Origin of the sequence: Affinundibacterium danionis (assembly GCF_042432465.1) — a bacterium.
Classification (GTDB): domain Bacteria; phylum Pseudomonadota; class Gammaproteobacteria; order Burkholderiales; family Burkholderiaceae_D; genus Undibacterium; species Undibacterium danionis.
This window is the reverse complement of sequence record NZ_JBHLXJ010000002.1, coordinates 206,807-230,152: the sequence shown is the minus strand read 5'-3', so window position 1 is coordinate 230,152 and position 23,346 is coordinate 206,807. Positions and strand designations below refer to the sequence as shown.

The 23,346-nt window shown below is 44.7% G+C and carries 22 protein-coding genes; 11 read left to right on the top strand and 11 right to left on the bottom strand.

Annotation, left to right across the window (positions count from 1 at the left end; translation table 11 throughout):
- Positions 1–146: 146 nt before the first annotated feature.
- Positions 147–1,082 (bottom strand): PP2C family protein-serine/threonine phosphatase, encoded by a 936-nt coding sequence (locus ACFFJH_RS01055; RefSeq protein WP_390209438.1) that lies wholly within the window; start codon positions 1,080–1,082, stop codon positions 147–149.
- Positions 1,083–1,148: 66 nt separating this feature from the next.
- Positions 1,149–2,159: a serine/threonine protein kinase gene (locus ACFFJH_RS01050; protein ID WP_390209437.1), complete on the bottom strand. Its 1,011-nt coding sequence runs from the start codon at positions 2,157–2,159 to the stop codon at positions 1,149–1,151.
- Positions 2,160–2,347: 188 nt separating this feature from the next.
- Here ACFFJH_RS01050 and ACFFJH_RS01045 point away from each other — a divergent pair, with 188 nt between their 5' ends.
- The 4 genes from ACFFJH_RS01045 to ACFFJH_RS01030 all read left to right on the top strand — a co-directional run bounded on the left by ACFFJH_RS01045 (position 2,348) and on the right by ACFFJH_RS01030 (position 6,542).
- The gene (locus ACFFJH_RS01045; RefSeq protein ID WP_390209874.1) at positions 2,348–3,247 is read left to right on the top strand and encodes a YicC/YloC family endoribonuclease; all 900 of its coding nucleotides are present in this window, start codon (positions 2,348–2,350) and stop codon (positions 3,245–3,247) included.
- Between the two features lie 62 nt (positions 3,248–3,309).
- A complete protein-coding gene (gene gmk / locus ACFFJH_RS01040; RefSeq protein WP_390209436.1) occupies positions 3,310–3,939 on the top strand; it encodes a guanylate kinase in 630 nt (209 codons plus the stop codon).
- Between the two features lie 27 nt (positions 3,940–3,966).
- Positions 3,967–4,170 (top strand): DNA-directed RNA polymerase subunit omega, encoded by a 204-nt coding sequence (rpoZ, locus tag ACFFJH_RS01035; RefSeq protein ID WP_189346687.1) that lies wholly within the window; start codon positions 3,967–3,969, stop codon positions 4,168–4,170.
- A gap of 41 nt (positions 4,171–4,211) precedes the next feature.
- On the top strand, positions 4,212–6,542 hold the full coding sequence (locus ACFFJH_RS01030) for a RelA/SpoT family protein (RefSeq protein ID WP_390209435.1): 2,331 nt from the start codon (positions 4,212–4,214) through the stop codon (positions 6,540–6,542).
- 97 nt (positions 6,543–6,639) lie between these two features.
- Here ACFFJH_RS01030 and greB read toward each other — a convergent pair whose 3' ends face one another.
- The gene (greB, locus tag ACFFJH_RS01025; RefSeq protein ID WP_390209433.1) at positions 6,640–7,191 is read right to left on the bottom strand and encodes a transcription elongation factor GreB; all 552 of its coding nucleotides are present in this window, start codon (positions 7,189–7,191) and stop codon (positions 6,640–6,642) included.
- 203 nt (positions 7,192–7,394) lie between these two features.
- On the opposite strand from greB, the gene ACFFJH_RS01020 reads away from it, so the two are divergent.
- Both ACFFJH_RS01020 and ACFFJH_RS01015 read left to right on the top strand, forming a co-directional pair.
- On the top strand, positions 7,395–8,042 hold the full coding sequence (locus ACFFJH_RS01020; RefSeq protein WP_390209432.1) for a response regulator: 648 nt from the start codon (positions 7,395–7,397) through the stop codon (positions 8,040–8,042).
- Positions 8,043–8,096: 54 nt separating this feature from the next.
- Positions 8,097–9,761 carry a GGDEF domain-containing protein gene (locus ACFFJH_RS01015; protein ID WP_390209431.1) on the top strand — a complete coding sequence of 555 codons (1,665 nt, stop codon included), beginning with the start codon at positions 8,097–8,099 and terminating at the stop codon, positions 9,759–9,761.
- Positions 9,762–9,946: 185 nt separating this feature from the next.
- Here the strand turns inward: ACFFJH_RS01015 and ACFFJH_RS01010 are convergent, their stop codons facing one another.
- From ACFFJH_RS01010 to ACFFJH_RS00975, 8 genes are all read right to left on the bottom strand, one after another.
- Positions 9,947–10,696 carry a cephalosporin hydroxylase family protein gene (locus tag ACFFJH_RS01010; protein WP_390209430.1) on the bottom strand — a complete coding sequence of 250 codons (750 nt, stop codon included), beginning with the start codon at positions 10,694–10,696 and terminating at the stop codon, positions 9,947–9,949.
- A complete protein-coding gene (locus tag ACFFJH_RS01005) occupies positions 10,693–11,508 on the bottom strand; it encodes an NAD-dependent epimerase/dehydratase family protein (protein WP_390209429.1) in 816 nt (271 codons plus the stop codon). The genes ACFFJH_RS01010 and ACFFJH_RS01005 overlap by 4 nt, the downstream gene beginning before the upstream one ends.
- Positions 11,505–11,993, bottom strand: coding sequence for an acyltransferase (locus ACFFJH_RS01000; RefSeq protein WP_390209428.1), 489 nt, complete (start codon positions 11,991–11,993; stop codon positions 11,505–11,507). Before ACFFJH_RS01000 ends, ACFFJH_RS01005 begins: the two co-directional genes overlap by 4 nt.
- A 41-nt stretch (positions 11,994–12,034) precedes the next feature.
- Positions 12,035–13,255: a methyltransferase domain-containing protein gene (locus tag ACFFJH_RS00995; RefSeq protein ID WP_390209426.1), complete on the bottom strand. Its 1,221-nt coding sequence runs from the start codon at positions 13,253–13,255 to the stop codon at positions 12,035–12,037.
- Positions 13,252–13,821 carry a dTDP-4-dehydrorhamnose 3,5-epimerase family protein gene (locus ACFFJH_RS00990; protein ID WP_390209424.1) on the bottom strand — a complete coding sequence of 190 codons (570 nt, stop codon included), beginning with the start codon at positions 13,819–13,821 and terminating at the stop codon, positions 13,252–13,254. Before ACFFJH_RS00990 ends, ACFFJH_RS00995 begins: the two co-directional genes overlap by 4 nt.
- Before the next feature lie 96 nt (positions 13,822–13,917).
- Complete coding sequence (gene rfbG, locus ACFFJH_RS00985) at positions 13,918–15,021, bottom strand: CDP-glucose 4,6-dehydratase (protein WP_390209423.1); 1,104 nt, start codon at positions 15,019–15,021, stop codon at positions 13,918–13,920.
- Positions 14,985–15,755, bottom strand: coding sequence for a glucose-1-phosphate cytidylyltransferase (rfbF, locus tag ACFFJH_RS00980; protein WP_390209422.1), 771 nt, complete (start codon positions 15,753–15,755; stop codon positions 14,985–14,987). Before rfbF ends, rfbG begins: the two co-directional genes overlap by 37 nt.
- Positions 15,752–17,956 (bottom strand): tetratricopeptide repeat protein, encoded by a 2,205-nt coding sequence (locus tag ACFFJH_RS00975; protein ID WP_390209421.1) that lies wholly within the window; start codon positions 17,954–17,956, stop codon positions 15,752–15,754. The genes rfbF and ACFFJH_RS00975 overlap by 4 nt, the downstream gene beginning before the upstream one ends.
- Positions 17,957–18,371: 415 nt before the next feature.
- Between ACFFJH_RS00975 and ACFFJH_RS00970 the strand changes: the two genes are divergently transcribed.
- From ACFFJH_RS00970 to ACFFJH_RS00950, 5 genes are all read left to right on the top strand, one after another.
- The gene (locus tag ACFFJH_RS00970) at positions 18,372–19,862 is read left to right on the top strand and encodes a flagellin N-terminal helical domain-containing protein (RefSeq protein WP_390209419.1); all 1,491 of its coding nucleotides are present in this window, start codon (positions 18,372–18,374) and stop codon (positions 19,860–19,862) included.
- Positions 19,863–19,954: 92 nt separating this feature from the next.
- Positions 19,955–20,329, top strand: coding sequence for a flagellar protein FlaG (locus ACFFJH_RS00965; RefSeq protein ID WP_390209417.1), 375 nt, complete (start codon positions 19,955–19,957; stop codon positions 20,327–20,329).
- A 173-nt stretch (positions 20,330–20,502) separates the two neighbouring features.
- A complete protein-coding gene (gene fliD, locus ACFFJH_RS00960; RefSeq protein WP_390209415.1) occupies positions 20,503–22,518 on the top strand; it encodes a flagellar filament capping protein FliD in 2,016 nt (671 codons plus the stop codon).
- 14 nt (positions 22,519–22,532) lie between these two features.
- Positions 22,533–23,006 carry a flagellar export chaperone FliS gene (gene fliS, locus ACFFJH_RS00955; RefSeq protein WP_390209414.1) on the top strand — a complete coding sequence of 158 codons (474 nt, stop codon included), beginning with the start codon at positions 22,533–22,535 and terminating at the stop codon, positions 23,004–23,006.
- A gap of 3 nt (positions 23,007–23,009) precedes the next feature.
- The gene (locus ACFFJH_RS00950) at positions 23,010–23,345 is read left to right on the top strand and encodes a flagellar protein FliT (RefSeq protein ID WP_390209412.1); all 336 of its coding nucleotides are present in this window, start codon (positions 23,010–23,012) and stop codon (positions 23,343–23,345) included.
- The last annotated feature ends 1 nt before the right edge of the window (position 23,346 follow it).

The following is a 23,346-nucleotide window of genomic DNA, read 5'->3' as shown; positions in this document are numbered from 1 at the left end:
ATATCAGGGTCGTTGTTGCCGACCTTAGCTGAACAAAGGTATTCAGATACTATCTTCGGCTGCCCCCCGATTACTACGTTCGAGGGCCGCCGCTAGCTGGGATAGTGCTGCGATAATCTTGTGTACGCCCTAATCTGGAGGTTTATCTAACTTTTATTGGTTAAGCGGGTGGAGTTGTGGATTGCGTTGCGAATTTCATCAATCGCTTTTTCAATTTCTTCGTCATTGAAAATATCGGCCTCGGCATTTTCATCGTCCATATCAACCGGCACTTGTATCGTGGTCGCGATAGAACCTATAGGTAAGGTATTGGTAGAAATGATGGAAGAGTTTTCGAGAATATCATTCCCTTCCCACATCATTGCTAAAGCCGTGGCGTTGTCACCCTGACGTCCCGCGATCTCTACGGCACTTCGCACCAATTCCGGTATGGCACGGACTATGGTTTGCTCATGCAAACGCTGCGCCAATATGTGATCAGGCAACACGCCCCATAAACCGTCAGAACACAGCATAATCAAATCACCCGCCTGCAAAGATGCGCGACGTGACAATTCGACGATGGGTGCATGCGGCGCACCGAGGCAATTAAACAGCTTATTTCTATCGGGATGCGTATTGCGCTCAGAGGGATCAACTTTCCCTTGTTCGATCAAGGTTTCTAAACGCGAATGATCTTTAGTGCGCAATAAAATCTGACCATCACGCATCCAATACAATCGAGAATCACCACAGTGCGCCCAGTAGGCATTGCCGTTTTGGATCAGACAAGCCACGATGGTAGTACGTGGTGTTTCAGGTAAATTCTTTAATAATTTAAAACGATGAATCTCATTGTGCGCGGACAAAAAACCTTTTTCTAAAAAGCGTTCCGGCTTATCAATCATAGGATGCGCTTGTTTTTGAAAAAGACTACCAATAGTTTGCATGGCGATTGTGGCCGCCATTTCCCCCATGATATGTCCGCCCATACCATCGGCAAGCAATAATAAAATTGCGTCTCGGGTAAAGCTGTAACCCATACGATCCTGGTTAACTTTACGACCGCCGATATGACTCTCTTGATAGACTGAAAAGCGCATGAATTTTTTACTAGATTAGTTCAAATTATTGAGAATCAACCATTATTAAATGGCTAGATTCAAAGACTAAATCGTGTCTTCTTGTATGGTTGTGAAATCGCCTTCTTCGGCATCCTTCTTATTTTTTCCAAGCAGATCAGCAACTTTTAATTTTGCTTTTTCAAAAAAAGTTAATTCACGTTGTGGCGGTGCCTTAACCGCGAGCGCTTTTTGCAAAGCAAATACGCTTTGTGGCCGCTCCATGGGATCAAGTTTCAAACACATGCGAACCACATCTATCAATTCTGCTGAATAAGTACCTTCCAGCTTTTTGTAATGCGCTTCCATTTTATCGTTGCTCTTGCGTTGATCAGATGGTTGTGGTGGTGCACCGACCATACAAGCAAACATCGATGCGCCGATACTATAGATATCAGTCCAAGGTCCCAAAGTGCTATTCTTTACGTACAATTCAGGCGCTGCAAAACCAGGCGTGTACATAGGATAAAGCTTAGGCATGTCAGTTTTCAATGTCTGACGAGCGGCACCAAAATCCAGCAAAATAGGTGTACCGTCCATGCGCAGATAAATATTGGCGGGTTTTAAGTCCAAATGTAGTAATTTATTAGTATGTACTTCGCGCAAACCATTCATGACCAAATTAAACATTTTTCGGATAAAACGTTCCGAGACCAAAGGCTTTTCGCCCTTATCGCGACGACGCAGAATATGTTCTTGCAAAGAGCGCCCTGACTCATACGCCATTACCATATAGACCGTCTCATTCGCGCGGAAAAAATTCACGACGCTCACCACATTCGGATGCGAAATACGCGCTAAAGCACGTCCTTCTTCAAAAAAGCATTTAAGCCCAATGCGGTACACAGGAAAATTTTCGGCAGAAATTGCAGGCACCAACTCGCCGACTTGGCGCAGTGCTAATGAGCTAGGCAAATACTCTTTAATTGCCACGGCATTACCATCTTCATCAGAAGCTAGATAAACAATACTAAAGCCACCTGAGGCAATTTTCTTTACAATACGATACCCGGCTATTTCTAAACCGTCAGGCAATGGTGCGTTATTTTGTGCTGCCATAGTAAATGTGGTCCCACTTAGAAAACTAGCTGAAGAAAAATAGCTGGAAAATTATTAATTACGTTGAGTTGCATTGTACAGTGTCGTTTTTGCGTCTATGGACTTTGATAGATAAATAAATGATTAATCATTAAACAATTCGCATAATCACAACACGAATCTGAGGAAATCAATTGAGCATTTTTAGCATGACTGGTTACGCTACCAGTACAAAAGAAACCGACGCAGGCACAATAACGATAGAAATTAAGAGTGTCAATTCCCGTTTCTTGGATTTACAATTTCGTATCAACGATGAGTTCCGCTCAGTTGAGCCTCTATTTCGAGATGCCCTAAGCAAACGCCTGCATCGTGGCAAAGTTGAATGTCGTTTTAGTTTTGGTAAAAGTAAGCTTAGCACCCAGCAAAAGGGACTCAATGTAGAAGTGCTAACACAACTTCAAGAACTTCAAGCCAATTTACAATCCCGATTCCCTACGATCAAAGCGCTGAGTATGGCGGACATACTACGTTGGCCGGGCGTAATAGAAGAATCAGAAATCAATACCGATGAGCTGCAAGATCAAATAGCTGCAACCATAGAAACAACTTTAAAAGCATTTATTGACAGTCGCACCCGTGAAGGTGTCGCGCTCGCTGCCGTTTTACTGCGCTGCGTGGATGACATGGAAATTATTGTAGCGCGCATTACGCCTTTATTACCCACAGTTCTTCAGCAGTTTCAACAAAAAGCCATCACTCGCCTAGAAGAAGCATTGGGTCTGGCGTTGAACAACGGCAGTAATGCAATGCCAACGATTTCTCGTGACGAAGTCTTAGACAGAATACGCCAAGAAGTCACGATGTACGGCATACGCATTGACGTCAACGAAGAGTTGGCAAGACTTTCTGGACACTTAGCCGAAACACGACAAATCATCCAAAAAGGCGGACAAGTTGGAAAACGTCTGGATTTCATGATGCAAGAACTCAATCGCGAAGCCAATACGCTAGGCTCAAAAGCGGCATTAAAAGAATTGGCAGACGCCTCAATGGAATTAAAGCTATTAATTGAACAAATGCGTGAACAAGTTCAAAATTTAGAATAATTTAAAAAAAATAGTTTAAAAATAAATAATTTAAAAATTCGCCCCATTTTCTGTGAGTTGCTATGAGCAAGAATCCAACCACCTCAGGTAGTCTTTTTTTAGTTTCTGCGCCTTCAGGTGCGGGGAAATCATCACTAGTCAATGCTTTATTAAAACTAGAACCAAGCCTGCAATTATCCATTTCATTTACGACAAGAGCGCCTCGTCCGGGCGAGCAAAATGGCAGGGAATATCATTTCATTACCATTGAAGATTTCCTTCAAAGAAAAAATCATAGTGAATTTTTAGAATTCGCTGAGGTGCATGGCAATTACTACGGCACGTCTAAGATTCTGATTCAGGAAGCTATGCAGGCTGGCACAGACATTTTGCTAGAAATAGACTGGCAAGGCGCGCAACAAGTGAAAAAACAATTTCCCGATGTGGCAAGCGTCTTCATTTTGCCACCGTCTTTAGAAGCGCTTAATGAACGCTTAAACAAGCGTGGACAAGATTCCCAAGAGGTCATTAGCAGACGAATTTTGGCGGCGGGAGGCGAAATCGCACACGCGCCAGAGTTCGAATATGTTATCATCAACCAAGATTTTGAATTAGCTTTATCAGAATTGAGTGCAATTGTAAAAGCCACACGTTGCCGCACCTCGCAACAATCCGTGCGCAACGCCGCACTCTTTGCCCAATTGGGCATATAAATCAATCACACGCTCTAAGGAAATAATATGGCACGCATTACCGTTGAAGACTCTTTGAAACAGATTCCAAATCGTTTTCAATTAACTTTATGTGCAACCTATCGCGCACGTCAGTTGCTGCAAGGTCACACACCAAAAGTAGAAGCAAAAAACAAACCTACAGTAGTTGCATTGCGCGAAATCGCTGACGGCAAAATCGGCATTGAAATGCTGAAAAAAGTCCCATTCTAATTTCAGAATCGCGACTAAAGTGAAACGGCTGGGAACCAAGTATGAATTTGCAAGACGACAAATCGCTCACCCCAGCCAACACTGCTTTGGCGACTACCTCACGCATGTCTGATAATGCAGCCGAGAATGCCGCAGAAAACACGTCCGAAAAAACCGCACCAAAAGCCCCTCGCAGCAAACATAAATCTGAAACACATTCAAATATCGTGCCTACGGCCAATGCGGTAGCCTCGATTACCGAGCTCACCAACCGTCTCTCTGAATACCTATCGGCAGCAGACTTAAAACAAGTCAAAGAAGCCTATCGCTTCTCTGACGAAATGCACTTGGGACAAGTTCGCAAGTCGGGTGAACCCTACATCTCACACCCTATCGCAGTCGCCGAAATTTGCGCTGAATGGAAGCTAGATGTGCAGGCCATCATGGCGGCCTTATTGCATGATGTGATGGAAGATCAAGACGTAAAAAAAGAAGAATTAATTGAACGTTTTGGCGCGCCAGTGGCAGCGTTGGTAGATGGTCTTTCCAAATTAGAAAAAATTGAATTTCAAAGTCATATTGAAGCTCAAGCGGAGAATTTCCGTAAAATGCTATTAGCCATGGCGCGCGATGTGCGTGTCATTTTAGTAAAGCTTGCGGATCGTTTGCACAATATGCGAACCTTGGGTGTCATGTCACCTGAAAAGCAGCGACGCATTGCCAGTGAAACGATGGAAGTCTATGTACCGATTGCTCATCGACTAGGACTCAATAATATTTATCGCGAGTTGCAGGATCTCTCTTTCGCCCACATTTATCCTTTGCGCTATCGTACGCTGTCAAAAGCCATTAAAGCGGCACGTGGTAATCGTCGCGAAGTGGTCAACAAAATTATGGCATCCGTCAAGGCGACTTTGGCAGAGGCTGGATTAGAAGCACAAGTAGATGGTCGTGAAAAAACTTTGTACGGCATTTACTGCAAAATGCGCGATAAGCAACTCAGTTTTTCTCAAGTACTGGATATTTACGGCTTCCGTATTGTGGTCGACAATTTCCAAAATAGTTACTACGCGCTTGGCACCTTACATGCTTTATATAAGCCTATGCCAGGCAAGTTCAAAGATTATATCGCCATCCCAAAGTCCAACGGTTACCAGTCTTTACACACGACGCTGATTGGTCCCTATGGCACACCAGTAGAATTTCAAATTCGCACGCAAGAAATGCACCGCGTTGCTGAATCCGGTGTGGCGGCGCACTGGCTATACAAAAATGAAGAAGGAAGTCTGACTGATTTACAGCAACGCACGCACGCGTGGCTACAATCTTTACTCGACATCCAAAAACAGACTGGTGATTCTGCTGAATTCTTGGAGCATGTGAAGGTTGATCTGTTCCCAGACTCAGTCTATGTTTTCACACCAAAATCAAAAATTTTTGCTTTGCCACGTGGCGCGACCGCACTTGATTTTGCCTACAATATTCACACTGATATTGGCGACCAGGCAATTGCTACCCGCATTAATAATGAACCGGTACCACTGCGCACGGAATTAAAAAATGGCGATATCGTTGAGATCATCACCTCACCCAATTCTCGCCCGACTCCGAATTGGCTCACCTATGTGCGCACTGGCAAAGCCCGATCCGCGATTCGTCATTACTTACGTACCATTAATCTGAACGAATCAACTGAGTTGGGTAAACAATTATTGGCGCAGGCTTTAGTCTCTTTACACTTAAATCCTGATTTACCAGAATCTTTGGTTGACAAGCTACTTAACGAATCTAGTGCCAATACTTTAGAAGAAATCCATACCGACATTGGTATCGGCAAACGTATGGCGGCCTTGGTGGCTCGTCATATTTTAGATTTAGTTGAGAATGATTCTCCGTCAATTCCGTTTCAACATATCGGCGACGAAAAACATAACAAACCCGATCCTGTCATTATCTATGGTAGCGAAGGCGTCTCGGTTCAATTGTCGCCATGCTGCTTACCAATACCAGGTGACAGCATCGTAGGGCAGTTAAAACGCGATCAAGGTTTGGTTGTGCATAGTAGCGACTGTACCAACGCCAAACGTATGCAAGTCAAAGAACCAGATCGTTGGATAGACGTGACCTGGGGAGAAGATCTCAATCGTCGCTTTGATTGCCGTATTTCCGTCATCGTCAATAACGAGCGCGGTGCCTTAGCACGTATTGCCGCTGAAATTGGTGAAGCAGATGCGAACATCAGTCATGTGAATATGGAAGATGGCGAGTCCAAAGACATGACCAAAATTCACTTCACGATTCAAGTGGATGGCCGAGTACACTTGGCGCGCATTATTCGCAACGTCAAACACCTCAATGGCGTCAGCAAAATTCATCGCGAATATTCGAACTAAACAAAAACGATCAGTTAATCAAACAATAAATAAGTTGATCGATTGATTGATCAATCAGTCTTTGCCTTCTCAAAATCAATAGACTCTGGGATAAACGCTAGCTTTGCGGATACTGCACATCCAATATCGTTAATTCTTCAACGCCATGTGGCGTCTTCAAACTAACTGTGTCCCCTACTCTGGCCTTAGTTAAGGCGCGGGCGACTGGTGCGATCCAGCTAATCTTACCATTCAGAGGATCGAATTCATCCACGCCTACAATGCGGATTGTAGTGACTTCGCCGTCCTGATTTTCATATTCAACTATGGCGCCAAAGAATACCTGATCAGAGCCCAAATGCATCGTGGGATCAACGATTTCGGCCAGATCTAATCGCTTCGTCAAAAATCGAATACGTCGATCAATCTCACGCAAACGTCGCTTACCATAAATGTAATCACCATTTTCCGAACGATCACCATTTGAAGCAGCCCAAGAAACGATTTTCACCACTTCTGGTCGCTCATTATCGATGAGATTCAAGAGCTCTGTTTTCATACGATGATGCCCTTCAGGCGTCAGATAGTTCTTTACCCCAGGAGGAATTGGCGGTGCGCCAAATTCTTCCTCATCGTCATGATCTGTTTCTTTTACAAATGCTTTACTCACACACTAACTTTCCAATATCAAATCACCCAGCACCATCGCAGTCCCAAACAATTTTGGCTCGCCACCAATCTCATATGAGGATTTATTCACAGGGATTTTACCTTGTTTCAGTGCGCCGCTCAGGACAAAAAATGCCCTTTATTTCCTTGGTGCATCATGCAATAATGCTCAGACACTTGCATCTAGCTAGGAAAGATTTTTGCATGACCGAAAACGCTCGTATTAAATTACTTATCGTCGATCCACACCCTGTTGTGCGCGCGGGTATAAGGTACTTTATCCGCAACGAAGACGATATCGCGATCGTCGGCGAAGTTGTCAATGGACAGGATGCCATTCGTCTCGCACGCCAAATTGATGTCAGCATCATGCTAATAGAAATCGCGTTGAATGACCGCAACGGTATGGACGTCATCAAACAAATCAAACGTGAATTCCCTCATATTTCCTTGATTGTTTTTTCTTCCCATCGCGAAGATCAATACGCAATCCGTTCACTCAAAGCTGGTTCGTCCGGTTTTTTGAGCAAGCAATGTGCGGCGGAAGAACTCATTTTAGCCTTGCAACAAGTCTCCTCAGGCTTAAAATTCATCAGCCCAGAGTTAGCGCAAGAAATGGCTAACAATCTGAATAATGAACATATCAACGAACCACATAAACTCTTATCAGATCGCGAATATCAAACCATGATGATGATCGCTTCAGGCAAAAGTGTTAGTGATATTGCTAAAGAATTGTCGCTGTCAGTTAAAACCATTAGTGAATACCGCGCTCGTATCCTGATTAAGATGAGATTACGCCACAATGCGGAGTTAACGCATTATGCGATTAAGAATGAACTGGTAGAATAAATATCCATTGATGCTGAGCCTGCGAGCTGAGCTGCATTTTGTCGAAAGAGTGTCATGTCAGAAAAGTCAAACAACACCGCGCCGAAAACGCCGACCGACATTGCCCGAGAAACATTTAAACGTTTGGCACTAGAACGCATTGCGCCCACCCCAGATGCTTATCGCAAACTATATGTAGAAATTTCCGGGATTGACGATGCTGCACCAGTAAAAGTTGAAGTGCCGGCGCCTCGCAGCATTGATGACTTAATGCCAAGCGAAGCAGAAAGTCTACTCAATACCTTTGCAAAATCCTTACAAAAATCCAGTGGTGATTTGGCCAACTATGGACATCGCTTCACGCGTGCGCTTAAAAGTAAGGATTGGGATGACTACGCTAAAGGATTGAATGAACTCGCTAATAAAGTTAATACAAAACCTAACAATAATTTAGTCGACCCACTCGCCCCCATTCCAGCAGCCGTCAATGCACTACCCAAACGCATCTCTTTGGTTGATGATGAACCAGAGGAAAATCCGCGCGAAAATATGCTTAAGGATCTTCTATTCAGAACCTTGAGCATGGCGTTGACCTCACTACTCAAGCCGAATCCCACACTTGCAGCAGAATCAGAATCGATCGCAGATGCCGTCAAAGCCTCAATCAATGAAGCAGAACTGACTACTATAGGCACAAGGCTCAAGCAATTATGCTTTCAGATTGAACTCAAAAGTGGCGACACAGCAGAACAACAAGAACTTCTGCTGCGTCTGTTTGCTCTTCTACTTGAGAACGTCAGAGAATTACTCGACGATGATAATTGGTTACGCGGTCAAATCGAAGTCGTACAAAATTTAATTGCGGGTCCAATCGACCACAGAGCCTTACAAGAAGCAACACGCAGTCTGAAGGACGTCATCTACAAACAAGGTGCGCTCAAGCACAGCTTGGCGGAATCCAAAACTTCCGTCAAAAATATGATGTCAGCATTTATTGACCGCCTCGATGTCATGACAAGTACCACTAGCAACTACCAAGAAAAAATTAGCGGCTACTCAAAAGAAATCAGCAACACCACAAATACCGCTGAAGTAGAAAAAATTATCGGCGAAATTTTAAACGAGACTGAGACCATACAATCAGAGGCCAGTCGCTCACAGCAAATTATGCTGGCCGCCCAAAAAGAAGTAAAAGAAGCTGAAATTCGTATCAAAGAATTGGAAGACAAACTCACCCAAATGAGTGAATTGGTTCGCGAAGATCAGCTCACTGGCAGTCTCAATCGTCGTGGGTTGGATGATATTTTTGAACGTGAGGCGGATCGCGCAGATCGACGTGGCACTTCTTTATGCGCCGCCATGTTAGACCTTGATAATTTCAAGAAATTAAATGATACCCATGGACATGCAGCGGGCGATGAAGCGCTGATTCACGTCGTCAGGATCGTCAAGCAAACCCTGCGCTCGATTGACGTCATTGCACGTTATGGCGGGGAAGAATTTTTAATCGTCATGCCAGAAACCAGCCTAGAAGAAGCGGCAAAAGCCATGACCAGAGTGCAGCGCGAATTAACCACCCACTTCTTCACCGCCAACGATCAGCGTCTATTCATCACCTTCAGCGCTGGCGTGGCTCTACGCGCGCCACATGAAGCGCAGGACTCAGTGGTAAAACGTGCGGACAAAGCGATGTACGAAGCCAAAAAAACAGGTAAAAATCGGGTGATTGTGGCGAAGTAAACGCTAGTATTAAAAGTGACTTTACATTGCAAAATAGAGTAAGCAATACACACAAAAAAAACGGCAGTCATTAAAAATTAATGGCTGCCGTTTTTATTATTAAAGCCTGTAAATTTCGCTAGAAATTTTTTTTAGTACATGCACTTAATCTCGCTTAAATCTACCTATAAGTACAGACTGGGGATTTAAGAAATTCGTTTTAAAAATCCGTCTGGCGCAACCGTGATCTGTAACTTGTGATGCATATGCGCATCAATCACAAACTCGGGATGTGACGCCAAATAAGCATGTACCGCCGTCTTAGGACTGTTTCCTGGGTTCCAAGGACGATTATCAAACACATCGGCAGGGACATCTTCGACGAAGGTATCGAAGACCACACAGTAACTGTCTTTACTCACCAAACCGGCGTAAGCATTCAGCTCCGCTAACACGTGCTCATGGGTGTGGTTGGAATCCAAGAAAACCAAGATTTTTTTCTTATCTTTTACCAAAGCAAGAACTTGATTCACGATCTCTGGAGCGACACTAGAGCCCTGCAACATAGTGATACGTTTGGACATGGGATGCTGCAAAATCGCCGCACGATTGTGTTCGCGAATGTCGATATCAATGCCGATCACCATCGCATCAGAATTACCACCGCACGCTGCGTTGAGCTCCAACAGCGAGGCCGAATAAATAATCGATCCACCATGTGCGATACCGGTTTCAATAATCACATCAGGTTGTACGGTCCAAATCAATTCTTGCATCGCCATCATATCGATAGGATTTTGAATAATCGGGCGACCTAACCAGGAAAAATTATAGACATATTGGCGGCGCATACTTTGTTCCAACCAGTCTCTCGATTGTTTTTGAAACTCAACATCGCGCCCCAAGGCTTCTACGCGCGTTTCTCTTTCTTTTTCAAATTGCTGTATCGGATTCATATTGCCTCACCATATTGTTGAAGGAGACTTGGCAAATCCTGCACCAAATCACTCGATCTGCTACCTACTATTCTTTCTAATTTTTGTGTCTCTATGCGCGGAAATTGAATCACAGGTGCATTTTCTTCAAACCTACAAAGCACCCCTGCTTTACCCAAACAATCAGCGATCATTTGATTTGTCGTGTTTTTTCCAGACGCCAAATTAATCACACCGTAATCGCCACTCAGTGCGATTCGTGCCAAGGCACGCACCACCTCTTGCACTGAAATGTAATCTTTTTCCGAATCAGGCGCACTGCGAAACAGCACCTGATTCGTTCTCACCGCCGCACGTACAATATCTGCCAAAAAATTTTGCTCTGGCATCGCCTCACCATATACGTTCGACAGACGCACAATATGTACGGGACGAGTACTTTGTAGACTCAAACTTTCGCCCATCAACTTAGAAAGATTATAGAGGTCGCCAGCTACGTTGGGATTCACACTCAAATCAGCGGTTTCAGACGTTGACACCGCATTGGCATAAACTCGAGTGCTCGATAAATACGTTAAAGAATCAAAATACGCAGTCTGCAACCATTTTCCCAAATACGACACGTGTGCTTCAACCGTATCGAAGGGTCGCTCCCGAAAATCCGCTGTCAATCCAGCGCAATAAAAAACGTGCCCACATGTCTGACTCGGAATCGACTTATCGTCGCGTGCGATTTCATCACAACGCCAACCCGCATGTCGCAAATGATGCACTAAATGACGGCCGACAAACCCATTGCCACCGATCACCGTTGCATGTAACGACAAGCTCATTGACGCCATCCTATATGTCGCAAAGGATTACCAGCGCGAATCGCATAAGTAGGAACTTCGCCCCGCACTAACGATCCCGCTCCGATAACACAGCCTTTGCGCAAAATCGCACCATCTAAGATCACCACGTTGGCACCTATCCAAACATCATCTTCGATAATAATTCCGCCTCGGCTAGGTAAAAAACCTTGTTGATTAATTCGTCGCGATTTGTCTTGATAAGCATGATTAACAGGCGCGAATGTACAATTCGCGGCGATCGCGACATCGTTTCCAATTTGTATGCCGTTGCCGGTATATAGCACACAACCCGAATTAATGACTGAGCGTTCGCCTATGATCAAATCGCCATTGCCGCCCGCCGGTTTTACTTTCACAAAGCTATCCACGCTAGCATAAGCGCCGATGATAATCCGCGTGCCACGCACCGAGTCTTCGATATCAGCAAGCGCCGAAACCTTTGCTAGTGGATGAATATCTATCAAAGCAAATACTCCTTTTTAAAATTCCATGAATAAGAAATATTTTAAAAAATTCTTAGGCTAGGAATTGCGATCACAAATTGCGCGCCCCATTCACGCACGAAGGCTAACTCTTGCGTGATTTCGTGCTCCAGATTCCATGGAAAAATAATAATTCTATCGGGCTTGTGTTGTTTCAAATGTTCTAGGTCCACAATCGGAATACGACTTCCTGGCAAAAATTTCATTTGCTTTTGCGGATTTTTATCGACGACAAAAGACAATAAATCAGCACGCACACCCGCGAAATTGAGCAACGTGTTCCCTTTTGCCGCTGCACCATACGCTGCCACGGTTAAGCCAGCACGTTTAAACTGTATGAGTTGTTCAATCAATGCATATTTAGCCTGTTCAGCACTTTGTTGAAATCCCTGATAAAACGCTGGCGTCAACATACCGGCAGCCGCTTCCTGCGCCAAACAGGCTGCTACGCGCTCGGAAATAGCATAATGCTGTGCAACTTGTGCATACACTCGCAAACTACCACCGTGCGTGTTCAGTTGTTCGACATCAAAAACAAATAAGCCATTTGTCTCAAAGATTTTCTTTACAGCAGTCAGAGATAAATACGAATAATGTTCATGGTAGGCAGTATCAAACTGATTTAATTTCACCATGTTCAGTAGATGTGGAAATTCAAAAGTCGCCACCCCTGTCGGCTTCAGCAAACGCGCAAACCCGCGCACAAAATCATTGATATCGGGTACATGCGCCAATACATTATTCGCCGCAATCAAATCAGCTTGCCTACCTTGCGACTGCAAACGATGGCCTAATGCCTCTCCGAAAAATTCTTCAACAATCTCAATACCACGCTGCTTTGCCATTGCAGCAGTACTCGTCGTCGGCTCGATACCATAACAAGGAATTCCGCGCGCTTGGACATACTGGAGTAAATAACCATCGTTCGCTGCGACTTCGACAACCATGCTTTGATCAGTCAATCCAAACCTCTGTTGCATGGTTTGCACATAGTTCTCCGCGTGTGCTAACCAAGAACTCGAATAGGAGCTGAAATACGCATAGTCTTCGGTGAATAAACTTTCACGTTGTGCAAAATCTTCGGTCTGCACCAAAAAACATGACTCGCACAATAACAAACGTAGCGGAAAATAAGACTCCGGCAAACTTAATTGCGCCTGCGTCAAATACGAATTAGATGGCGGCGCAGTACCTAAATCTAAGCAAGCGAGATTGAGCTGGGTTGAACAATGACGACATTTCAAAGTGTGACTCCTTCAAAGTCTTTTGCTAGAAAAGAAAATCCCAAATCACGCTCAGATCGTTGGGTAATAGGTAGTGGCCAGTGTAACTGCAAACGCGGATCTAACACGTTAATTCCTGCCTCACTCTGTGGCGCATACACGGCACTATGACAATAAAACATATCGACATCATCCGTTAAGGTTTGGAATCCATGTGCACAACCTGGTGGGATTAAAACGCTGCGATTATTTTGCGCCGATAGATTAATTGAGATGTACTGCAAAAATTGCGGGGAATCAGCGCGTAAATCCAACACGACATCACATACTTCACCACGTACGCAAGTCACCAATTTGCTCTCAGCAAATGGAGGCAACTGATAATGCAAACCCCGCACCGCGCCTTTTTGCGCAGTGAAACTATGGTTCACTTGAGCAATGCCGTCCTCCCATCCCAAATTCTGTAAAGTTTGATGGCAAAAAATCCGCTCAAAGTATCCGCGCTCGTCACCGCGCCGAGTGCGTTCAATGATGTACACACCGGGAATCTCTGTCTCCTGACTTTGCAAAGCTTGACTTGGGCTCACTGCGTTTCCTCGCTCTATGTTCTTTTCAATTTATTTCTATTTTTCTCTAATTCTTTTTTGTCTGCCAGACCTCAAAGCAGTTAGCGCAATATTCGATCAATCTGATCGTGCAAGCGCCAGGTAAGCCTGGATATCGGTAACACATAGGCGTCGGGCATCAGCCTTCTCTAAATACGCTTTATACCAGCCCATTGTTTTTTCAATCGCTGTCGCCAATGGCCAACGCGGTCTGATGCCTAGTTTTTCCTGCGCCAAACTGGTATCTAGATGTAACAATCCCGCCTCGTGCGGACCCGCTACTTGTTCTGCAAACTGCGTCGTGCCTGCACCAAAGACGCCTTGTGCTAGTTCGATCACGTCGCGCACACTAACAGCATCGGTAAGATTCGGACCAAAATTGTAAGCCTGTCCCAATTCAACATTGCTAAACATTTTTTGTGCTAGAACTAAATAAGAACACAAGGGTTCTAGTACGTGTTGCCAAGGACGAATCGAATCGGGTCGACGTATCTCTAAAGTTTGGGATTCTTTCCATGCTCTGACCGCGTCGGGTAATAAACGATCTGCTGCCCAATCACCCCCGCCTATCACATTACCTGCGCGCGCAGTCGCAACGCCTAGATGCTGAAGAAAACTCAATTTATAACTACTTACCAAAATCTCGCATGCTGCTTTACTCGCGCTGTAAGGGTCGTGACCGCCTAAGTGATCGGTTTCACGGTAAGCCTGTCCTGACTCATTATTTCGATACACTTTATCAGTGGTCACGATCACCATAGAACGAATTGATGCTTGTGTTCGTGCCGCTTCCAATACATGCAAAGTTCCAAGAAAATTACTCGTCATCGTGTCCACAGGATCAAGATAACTTTGTCTGACCAAAGCTTGTGCGGCAAAATGCAATACGATTTCTGGCTGCACCCGCTCCATCCACGCTGACAATGCAGCCAAATCACGAACATCGCCAATCTGACTATCAATCAATTCCGCGACTTTGGCATCTGAAAATAGATTCGGTGTCGTTGCAGGTGCAAGAGCATAACCATAGACCTGCGCACCAAGTTGAGTCAGCAGAAGCGCCATCCAACTTCCTTTGAAGCCCGTGTGCCCCGTTAAAGCAACGCGCCGCCCACGCCAAAAATTGGGATCTGGATTGACATAGTTCACCAACATTTCCACGGTGCTCTCCCACTCTGCCATAAATCTTCCAGCATATTTTTTTCACGCAGCGTATCCATAGGCTGCCAAAAACCAGAATGTTCAAATGCCATCAATTGCTGACTGCTTGCTAAGCTAGCGAGTGGCTCTGACTCCCAGCTGGTGGCATCCTCTGCGATTAAATCAATCACTTTTGGCGACAATACAAAAAAACCACCGTTAATCCAGCCTCCATCACCACGCGGTTTTTCGATGAATCCTTTGACAAAATCCCCATCACGTTCAAGCGCGCCAAAACGTCCTGGTGGTAACACCGCAGTGACCGTTGCCAGTTTGCCGTGCTGTCGATGAAATGCTAGTTGCTCAGTGATATTCACGTCCGATAAGCCATCACCATAGGTAAAGCAAAACGCTTCTTCATCTTTTAAGTATTGCGCGACACGCTTTAAGCGCCCACCGGTCATCGTATCTTCGCCCGTGTCGACCAAGGTGACACGCCAAGGCTCCGCGTGATGTTCATGCACTTCCACCTGATTTGTCTTCATATCAAACGTTACGTCCGACATATGTAGGAAGTAATTCGCGAAATATTCCTTAATTAAATAACCTTTGTAGCCACAGCAAATCACAAAGTCATTCACACCGTGCGCGGAATAGGTCTTCATGATGTGCCATAAAATCGGATGCCCGCCGATATCAATCATGGGCTTGGGCTTTAAATGCGTTTCTTCAGAAATTCTTGTACCCAATCCACCTGCCAAGATTACTGCTTTCATGCTTCACCTTTTTCACAATAGATTTGCCACATTTGACGATAGGCTTTTTCGACTGAGCGCGCAAATGCGTCTTCGTTCATCAACATCGAAGTTTCCATTTCTTGTCGCATAGTCTTACGCATGTGAACAAGACCCTCTATATCATGCGCCAAAATAATGGCTTTTTGCGCGTATTCTTCCTCTGTCGTTGCAATCCACTCTGGACGCCCCATCCCCATTAACACACTAGAACCAATGCGCCCGACTGGTGGTCTGTCTTGCAAAGTGATAAAAGGAATTCCCATATACAGGGTTTCTAACAAAGTTGTGCCTGAATTATGGGGAAAGCAATCCAAACCTATGTCTATGCGTTTTAAGACTTCCCAAGAAGGCGAGCTAAATCCGATATCCAGACGCGAGCGCTCAATACCGTATTGCATGAATCTCGACGCCATCTCTTCTTGCACCAAAGGATCTTTAAAGTCGCCACTATTAATCACCAACCGAGAATTCGGCATCGCGTCCAAAATCGCTGCCCAGATCCGCACTACACGATGATTAATCCTAGTGGTGCGAGACAAGCTACCAAAAGTCACGACACCGCTCTGACTTGCGGGAGAATCATTCAGTATCGCTAAGCGGGTGTCTGGACGATAAACATAGGCAGGACCATCTAAGCGCCAAATTTTTTCAGAAAACAAATGATCACAATCACCGGTGACGCTAGGACTGTCGGTCATAAAATAATCAACCGCACTTAAGCCTGTCGTATAACCATATTCCAACCAGTGCAAAGAAACCGGTGCAGGTTTTTGCGCAAATATCATCAAGCGATTGGAGTTGGTATGACCTGATACGTCAATTAAGATATCAATCCCATCGGCACGAATACGCTCTGCTGCTTCATCGTCCGTCATGCTGCGAATCGGCACCCAGTGATCGACAATTTTTTTGTAGTGTTCAGTAACTTCATCTTCAAACGGAATCTGTGCGTAGGCAAAGATCTCCACCTGACTTCTATCATGCTTTTCTAACAAAGGAATCAAGAAGTATTTACAGACTTGGTTATAAAAAGACTGACAAACATAACCAATCTTCAAACGCTTACCAGGCGACTTATCATTAGCAAATGGACGCCATTTATCTTTCAAATGAATAGCGAAGCGCTGATCAAAATCGCGATAAGCATTAAAAATCATCTCTGCCGACAAGTCGGGATGATAATTCAAACAAAACAAGATATTGGTATAGACTTTTCGATTAAACGTAGAATGCTCGTCGCTGCGGAAAGAAACCGCCTGTATATAAGTCTCAATCGCTGCATCGAGATAACCGCCATCTCTCAGCGCATCTCCGTAAGCTGCCCAGATTTCGGGGATTTGATCATTCAGCGCCAGCGCTTGGCGACTACAATTAATCGCCTGCTGTATTTGCCCAGCATGCCTGTAGGCTTCAATCAAATTTGGATAAACCTGGTGCAAATCTGGCTGTATCTGAAGTGCTTGATGATAGACCTCAATCGCTGATTGACAGCGATCCAAAGAACGATAAGTTAAGCCTAAGTTGTTATAAAGATAGGCCATCTCGGGCGCCAACTGTATCGCTTTAGTAAAACTCTCAATAGCCTCCTCATACCGCCCAAGAAAACGATACGCGTTTCCGAGGTTGTTATAAGCCGTCGCCATATCAGGCGCTAATTCTACAGTTCGTTGCAAAATCACTAAAGACTCAGCACAACGCTCTAAAGAGGTCAATGCACAAGCTAAGTTATTCAGTACGTGAGGATTATTCGGCAAAATTTTAGAAGCTTGCAGAGCGGCTTCGTACGCTGCCTCATATTTTTGCTGTTCAAGATAAGCAATCGACAAGTAATCCCATGCAATTCCATCTTTAGGACGTAGATTCACTAACCACAAACTTGCTTGTTCCAATAGCGTATAAGATTTTCTGGAAACAAAGCGATTTAAGATTGTGTAGTAAGCCTTGGAATCAATCACAACTTTATGCGAAATGGTAAAAGCTTTTTGCAAATGGGCAATCGCATTTTCATCTTGGTCAAGATTGAAATAAATTTTCGCCAATAACAGATGCGCTTCTTCATGCATTGGAAAACGCTGTACCACGCGCATTGCGACTATCTCCGCTTCACTCAGCTTTCCCGCTTTTGTTAATGACTGCGCTTCACGCAAAGCAGCTTTCACATCAAAACTTGGTTTACTCATCACTTCATCTTTCGCTGATTAGTTTACTGGTTGCTTTAGTTGTTTATGTTTTACCAGTTAATTCCATGTTTCACAATTCATCGCATGCAAGGAACAACAGAACGTAATCAAAAAAACAAATATAGAAAGAGGATCTCGCTATTTTTTAATATTTTACAAACCTTCTTTAGCATTAAATCCCCTAAAAAGAAGTGCAAATCTTCTTCAAATTAGCCCTTAAGTATTTTAAAAACTTGCCGTATAACGGATTAACAAAAAAAACTTAAGCACAAAAAATAATATTTATTTTGAGCAATTTCCTCAATTTTTTAATTTCCTGCCCGTTACCTGATTCAACGACGGTGCAATGGTCAATAAGACAGACCGAAGTTCAAGCTAAACGTCGAGTTGAATTAACCAAGTTAGGAGAACCACCATGGCTTCATATATCAATACCAATATCGCGTCCTTAAATGCACAACGCAATTTATCGACATCACAAAGTTCATTAAACACATCCTTGCAACGTTTGTCTTCTGGTTTGCGTATCAATAGCGCAAAAGACGATGCAGCAGGCTTGGCGATTTCTGAACGTATGACTTCACAAATCGGCGGCTTGAACCAAGCAGCTCGTAATGCAAATGACGGTATCTCTCTGGCTCAAACAGCTGAGGGTGCGTTAGGCCAAATCGGCGCTAACTTGCAACGTATTCGTGACTTGGCCGTTCAATCTGCCAATGCATCTAATAGTGTTACCGACCGCGCAGCCTTGAACAACGAAGCTTCCCAATTGATCTCTGAAATTAACCGCGTTGCCAGCAACACTAACTTCAACGGCGTTAATTTGTTAGATGGTTCTTTTGCAGCTCAAACTTTCCAAGTTGGTGCAGACGGTACAGCTAACGATCAAATCAGCATCTCATCTATCGCTAGCGCTAAATCATCTGCCTTGGGTGTTGGTGCATCATCTAGCTACGCCACAACAGTCGCAGGTGCTGGCTCAGTAACGACAACAGCCTTAGCAGCTGGTGACTTGTCCATCAACGGCTTCCAAGTTGGCGCGTCTGCAGCGGACGGCGTATCCTTCTCCAACTCTACAGGTAGTGGCATTTCAAAAGCTGCTGCGATCAACGCGATCAGCGGTAGCACAGGTGTGACCGCAACTGTAGGCTCAACCACTGTTGCAGGCACTGCTTCTACCTCTGCAACAGCGATTGCATCTGGCGACATCACGATTAACGGCGTGAATTTGGGTGCATTGTCAGCATCAACATCAGGTGCGCAACGTGGTGCTCAAGTCGCAGCGGCAGTCAACGCGATCAGCACACAAACTGGTGTAACAGCGACATTTAACACATCAACTGGTGCCGTTGCTTTGGCTGCGGCAGATGGCCGTAACATCACTGTCACAGCAAGTACAAATGCTGCTGCAGCGGCTGCTAATACAGGTATCACAGTATCTGCAACTGGCGCAACAGATGTTTCCACATCAACCTTGAGCTTGTCTTCAAGCAGCTCTGCTGGTATCACGTTAGCTAACGGTACAGGCACTGGCTTGACAGCAGCCAATTTGACTGGTGGCTTCACATCCGCCACAACAACAGTGGGTGCAGGCGTATCTTCACTGAACTTGGGTACAGCGGCGGGAGCTACCGCGGCGTTATCGACTATTGATGCTGCTCTACAGGCAATTAATACGTCTCGCGCCTCTCTCGGTGCTTACCAAAACCGTTTTGCTTCTGCTGTGTCAAGCTTACAAACTAATGCAGAAAACTTGTCAGCATCACGTAGCCGTATCCGTGACGCAGACTTCGCCTCAGAAACTGCAACATTGACTCGCGGTCAAGTATTACAACAAGCAGGTACAGCGATCTTGGCACAAGCAAATGCGTTACCACAAGGCGTATTGGCTCTGTTAAGAGGTTAAACGATAATGTAGTCCAGCACATTATTCATTGATGTAGACTGTCCCCTGCCCAATTTTTTTGGTCAGGGGAATTTTGCTTAAAGGAAAAGATCATGGACATTCAATCAATTGGCAAAATTTCGCCATCTGGACCATTGGTCGCAGAAAAACTCCCTCCCCCGCCTACGCCTGCCGTTGCCAACGCTCAAAATACAACTGGCGCACAGACCTTGTCTGCGGTGACTCAAACTGCCAAATCGCCAACGAGCAGCGAAGTCAACAAAGCAGTTAGTGACATCAACAAAACGGTGCAAGCCATTTCACAGAATCTTGAATTCACTGTTGACACTGATGCCAACGAAATCGTGGTAAAAGTTGTCGATCAACAGACCAAGGAAGTATTGCGTCAGATTCCGACTGTAGAAGCACTAGAAATCGCAAAATCTCTAGACAAACTTCAAGGTTTATTGATCAAGCAGGAAGCATAGTATTTATTTAGGCTGACAAGCTTCATCATTAAGCACTATCAAGAAACACGAATAACGAAGATAGCGTTCATAAAATTTGTAAGATGAAAATAGATAGGTAAATGCCCCTCTAAAGTCTGATTTGCTTTTGCCGTTAACTCGTATAGTAACGATACTTACAAAAGGGGAACGTGGTGGGCATACAATCAACTGGAGTTGGCTCCAACCTAAATGTCAATGACATCATCACTAAGCTGATGCAGGTGGAAAGCCAGCCGTTAACGACCCTTGCAAAAAAAGAGGCGAGCTATCTAGCAAAACTGACTGCTTATGGTTCATTAAATGGTGCGCTCAGCTCGTTCCAAAGTAGCTTTGTTGGCTTAAACAGCGCGGCGGCTTTTCAAAATTTAACGGCCAATGTTGGAGATCCCAGCATATTGACGGCCAGTACAACCAGCGTCGCCACAGCAGGCAATTACAATATTAACGTCACCCAACTGGCCAAGGCACAAACCATTTCTAGTGCAGGTCAAGTTAGCACCACCGATACAATTGGTACGGGCGCAACGACGACAATTTCATTTCAATTCGGCACCATCAGTGGAGGCACACTGAACAATGGAGTCTATACTGGTGCAAGCTTTGCGCAAGATGCGAATCAAGCAATTGGCACCGTTACGATCAACAATACCAATAATTCATTGCAGGGGATTCGTGACGCAATTAATGCGTCAGGCAAGGGGGTTACCGCATCGATTGTTGGAGATGGTTCGGCCACACCTTACCATTTAGTTCTCAGCTCCAACAAAACAGGTGCAACATCGAGCCTGAAAATTGATGTCAGTGGTGATGCAAGCTTACAATCCTTACTTAGCTACGATCCTACAGGCACACAGAATTTCACAGAAACCACTACCGCACAAAATGCTAACTTGTCGATCAATGGTATTAATATCACCAGCGCATCGAATACGGTCAATGATGCCGTTCAAGGAACTGCCATCACACTGTCGAAAACAGGTAGCACTTCACTAGCGCTTAGCAATAATACTGCTGGAGTACTCAACTCCATTAATACTTTCGTTAAAGGTTTTAATGATCTTCAAGCGACTTTTAAATCGCTAACAGGATTTGACGCAGCGACCAAAAAAGGTGGCGTTCTGACCGGAGATGCGGCAGCACGCGGTGCTCAAACTCAAGTTAGAAACGCTCTCTCTTCTGCCGTCAATGGCCTTGGTGGGAACATCACAACCCTATCATCAATTGGAATTAGCTTTCAAAAAGACGGAACATTAAGTGTTGATTCGACAAAACTCCAAGCAGCCGTTAATAATAATTTCAAAGAAATTAGCGGACTGTTTGCGACGATAGGTAAAGCTACCGATAGCTTGGTAAGTTACAGTAGCTCAACCGCAGCAACAACGCAGGGAAGTTACGCTCTCAACATAACCGCCTTAGCCACACAAGGTAGCTTAACAGGTGATGTCGATTTGACTGCTGCTAGCACAACAATTGATCCTAATACCAGCATCAACGTCACAATTGATGGAACTAGCGCTGCGGTGACTTTGGCTGCTGGCACTTATACCGCGAGCCAACTCACCACACTATTGCAAACTTCCATCAATGGAACGACCGCGTTTAGCAGTGCAGGCATCAAAGTCTCAGCGACAACGACAGGAGGCGGTCTGCTTAAGTTAGTGTCGAGCAGTTACGGCAGCACGTCCAATATTGCATTAGCAAACGGAACTGGAACTGGCGTATCTACCTTTACTGGAAGCATTCTAAGTGGCACGCCTGGAACTAACGTAACCGGATCTTTTAATGGTGTCGCTGCTACCGGTGCTGGGCAATTTTTGACGGGCACCGCTGGCTCCGCAGCGGATGGCTTGAAAGTTCTAGTCTCCGGTGGTACTACTGGAGATCGTGGAACGGTACATTTCTCCAAAGGCTATGCTAGTCAACTTAATACTCTATTTAGTTCCATTATTGGAACAGGCGGCAGCATTGCCAATACGACAGATGGTGTCAATCGAACCATCAAAGATATAGGCAAACAACGAGATATTTTAAATAGCCGTCTAATTGACACTGAAGCAAGATATCGCGCGCAATTTACTGCATTAGACAAAATCGTTAGTGGGTTAAATAACACAAGTACGTTTTTGACTCAGCAACTTTCTGCATTAACCGGTAGTAACACCAAATAATTAAGGATTTATTTATGTTTGGCTCGTCTAATTCACATGGGGCAAATGCCTACGCAAAAGTTGGTATTGAAACAGGTGTTATCTCTGCTAGTCCGCACAAACTCATCGTCATGCTATATGACGGCGCAATTGTTGCACTAAACAATGCTATACAGCATATGAAAAATAGTGATATTCCTGCAAAAGGTCACTCCATTTCTAAAGCAATTGCGATTATAGAAAATGGCTTACGTGCGAGTCTTGATAAAAAAGCAGGCGGAGAGATAGCCGCTAGCCTAGATGCGCTTTATGAATATATGAGCAATCGCCTACTGCAGGCGAATATCAATAATCAACCAGAGGGTCTAGCGGAAGTACAGACCTTATTACGAGATCTAAAAGCATCATGGGAAGCAATTGCTCCCGATAACAATAAAGCCAACGCTGAAGCGCCCCTACCTCAGCTAGATCCACTGGCACCACGTCGCGCAAATTTTTTTGAGGCATAAACCATGAATAGTTTTGATCTGTTAAACGTCTATGAAAAAGTCGCTCATATCACGGCCGATATGCTAGTTGCCGCACAGGCAAACGATTGGGATTTACTCACTAAACTTGAGAACGATTGTAGCAACCACGTCAGTACTTTAAGAGAGTTTGAAGGTCCAAGTGAACTACCTGAGGATTTAAAAGCCAAGAAAATTATTATCATAAAAAAAATTCTGGCCGATGATCGTGCTATTCGCGACATTACCGAACCTTGGATGCAGAATCTCGCCAACTTAATGAAAAGTTCTAGCACCAGCCGCAAACTCTCACAAAGTTATGGTGCCAATCAGATGGGATAGT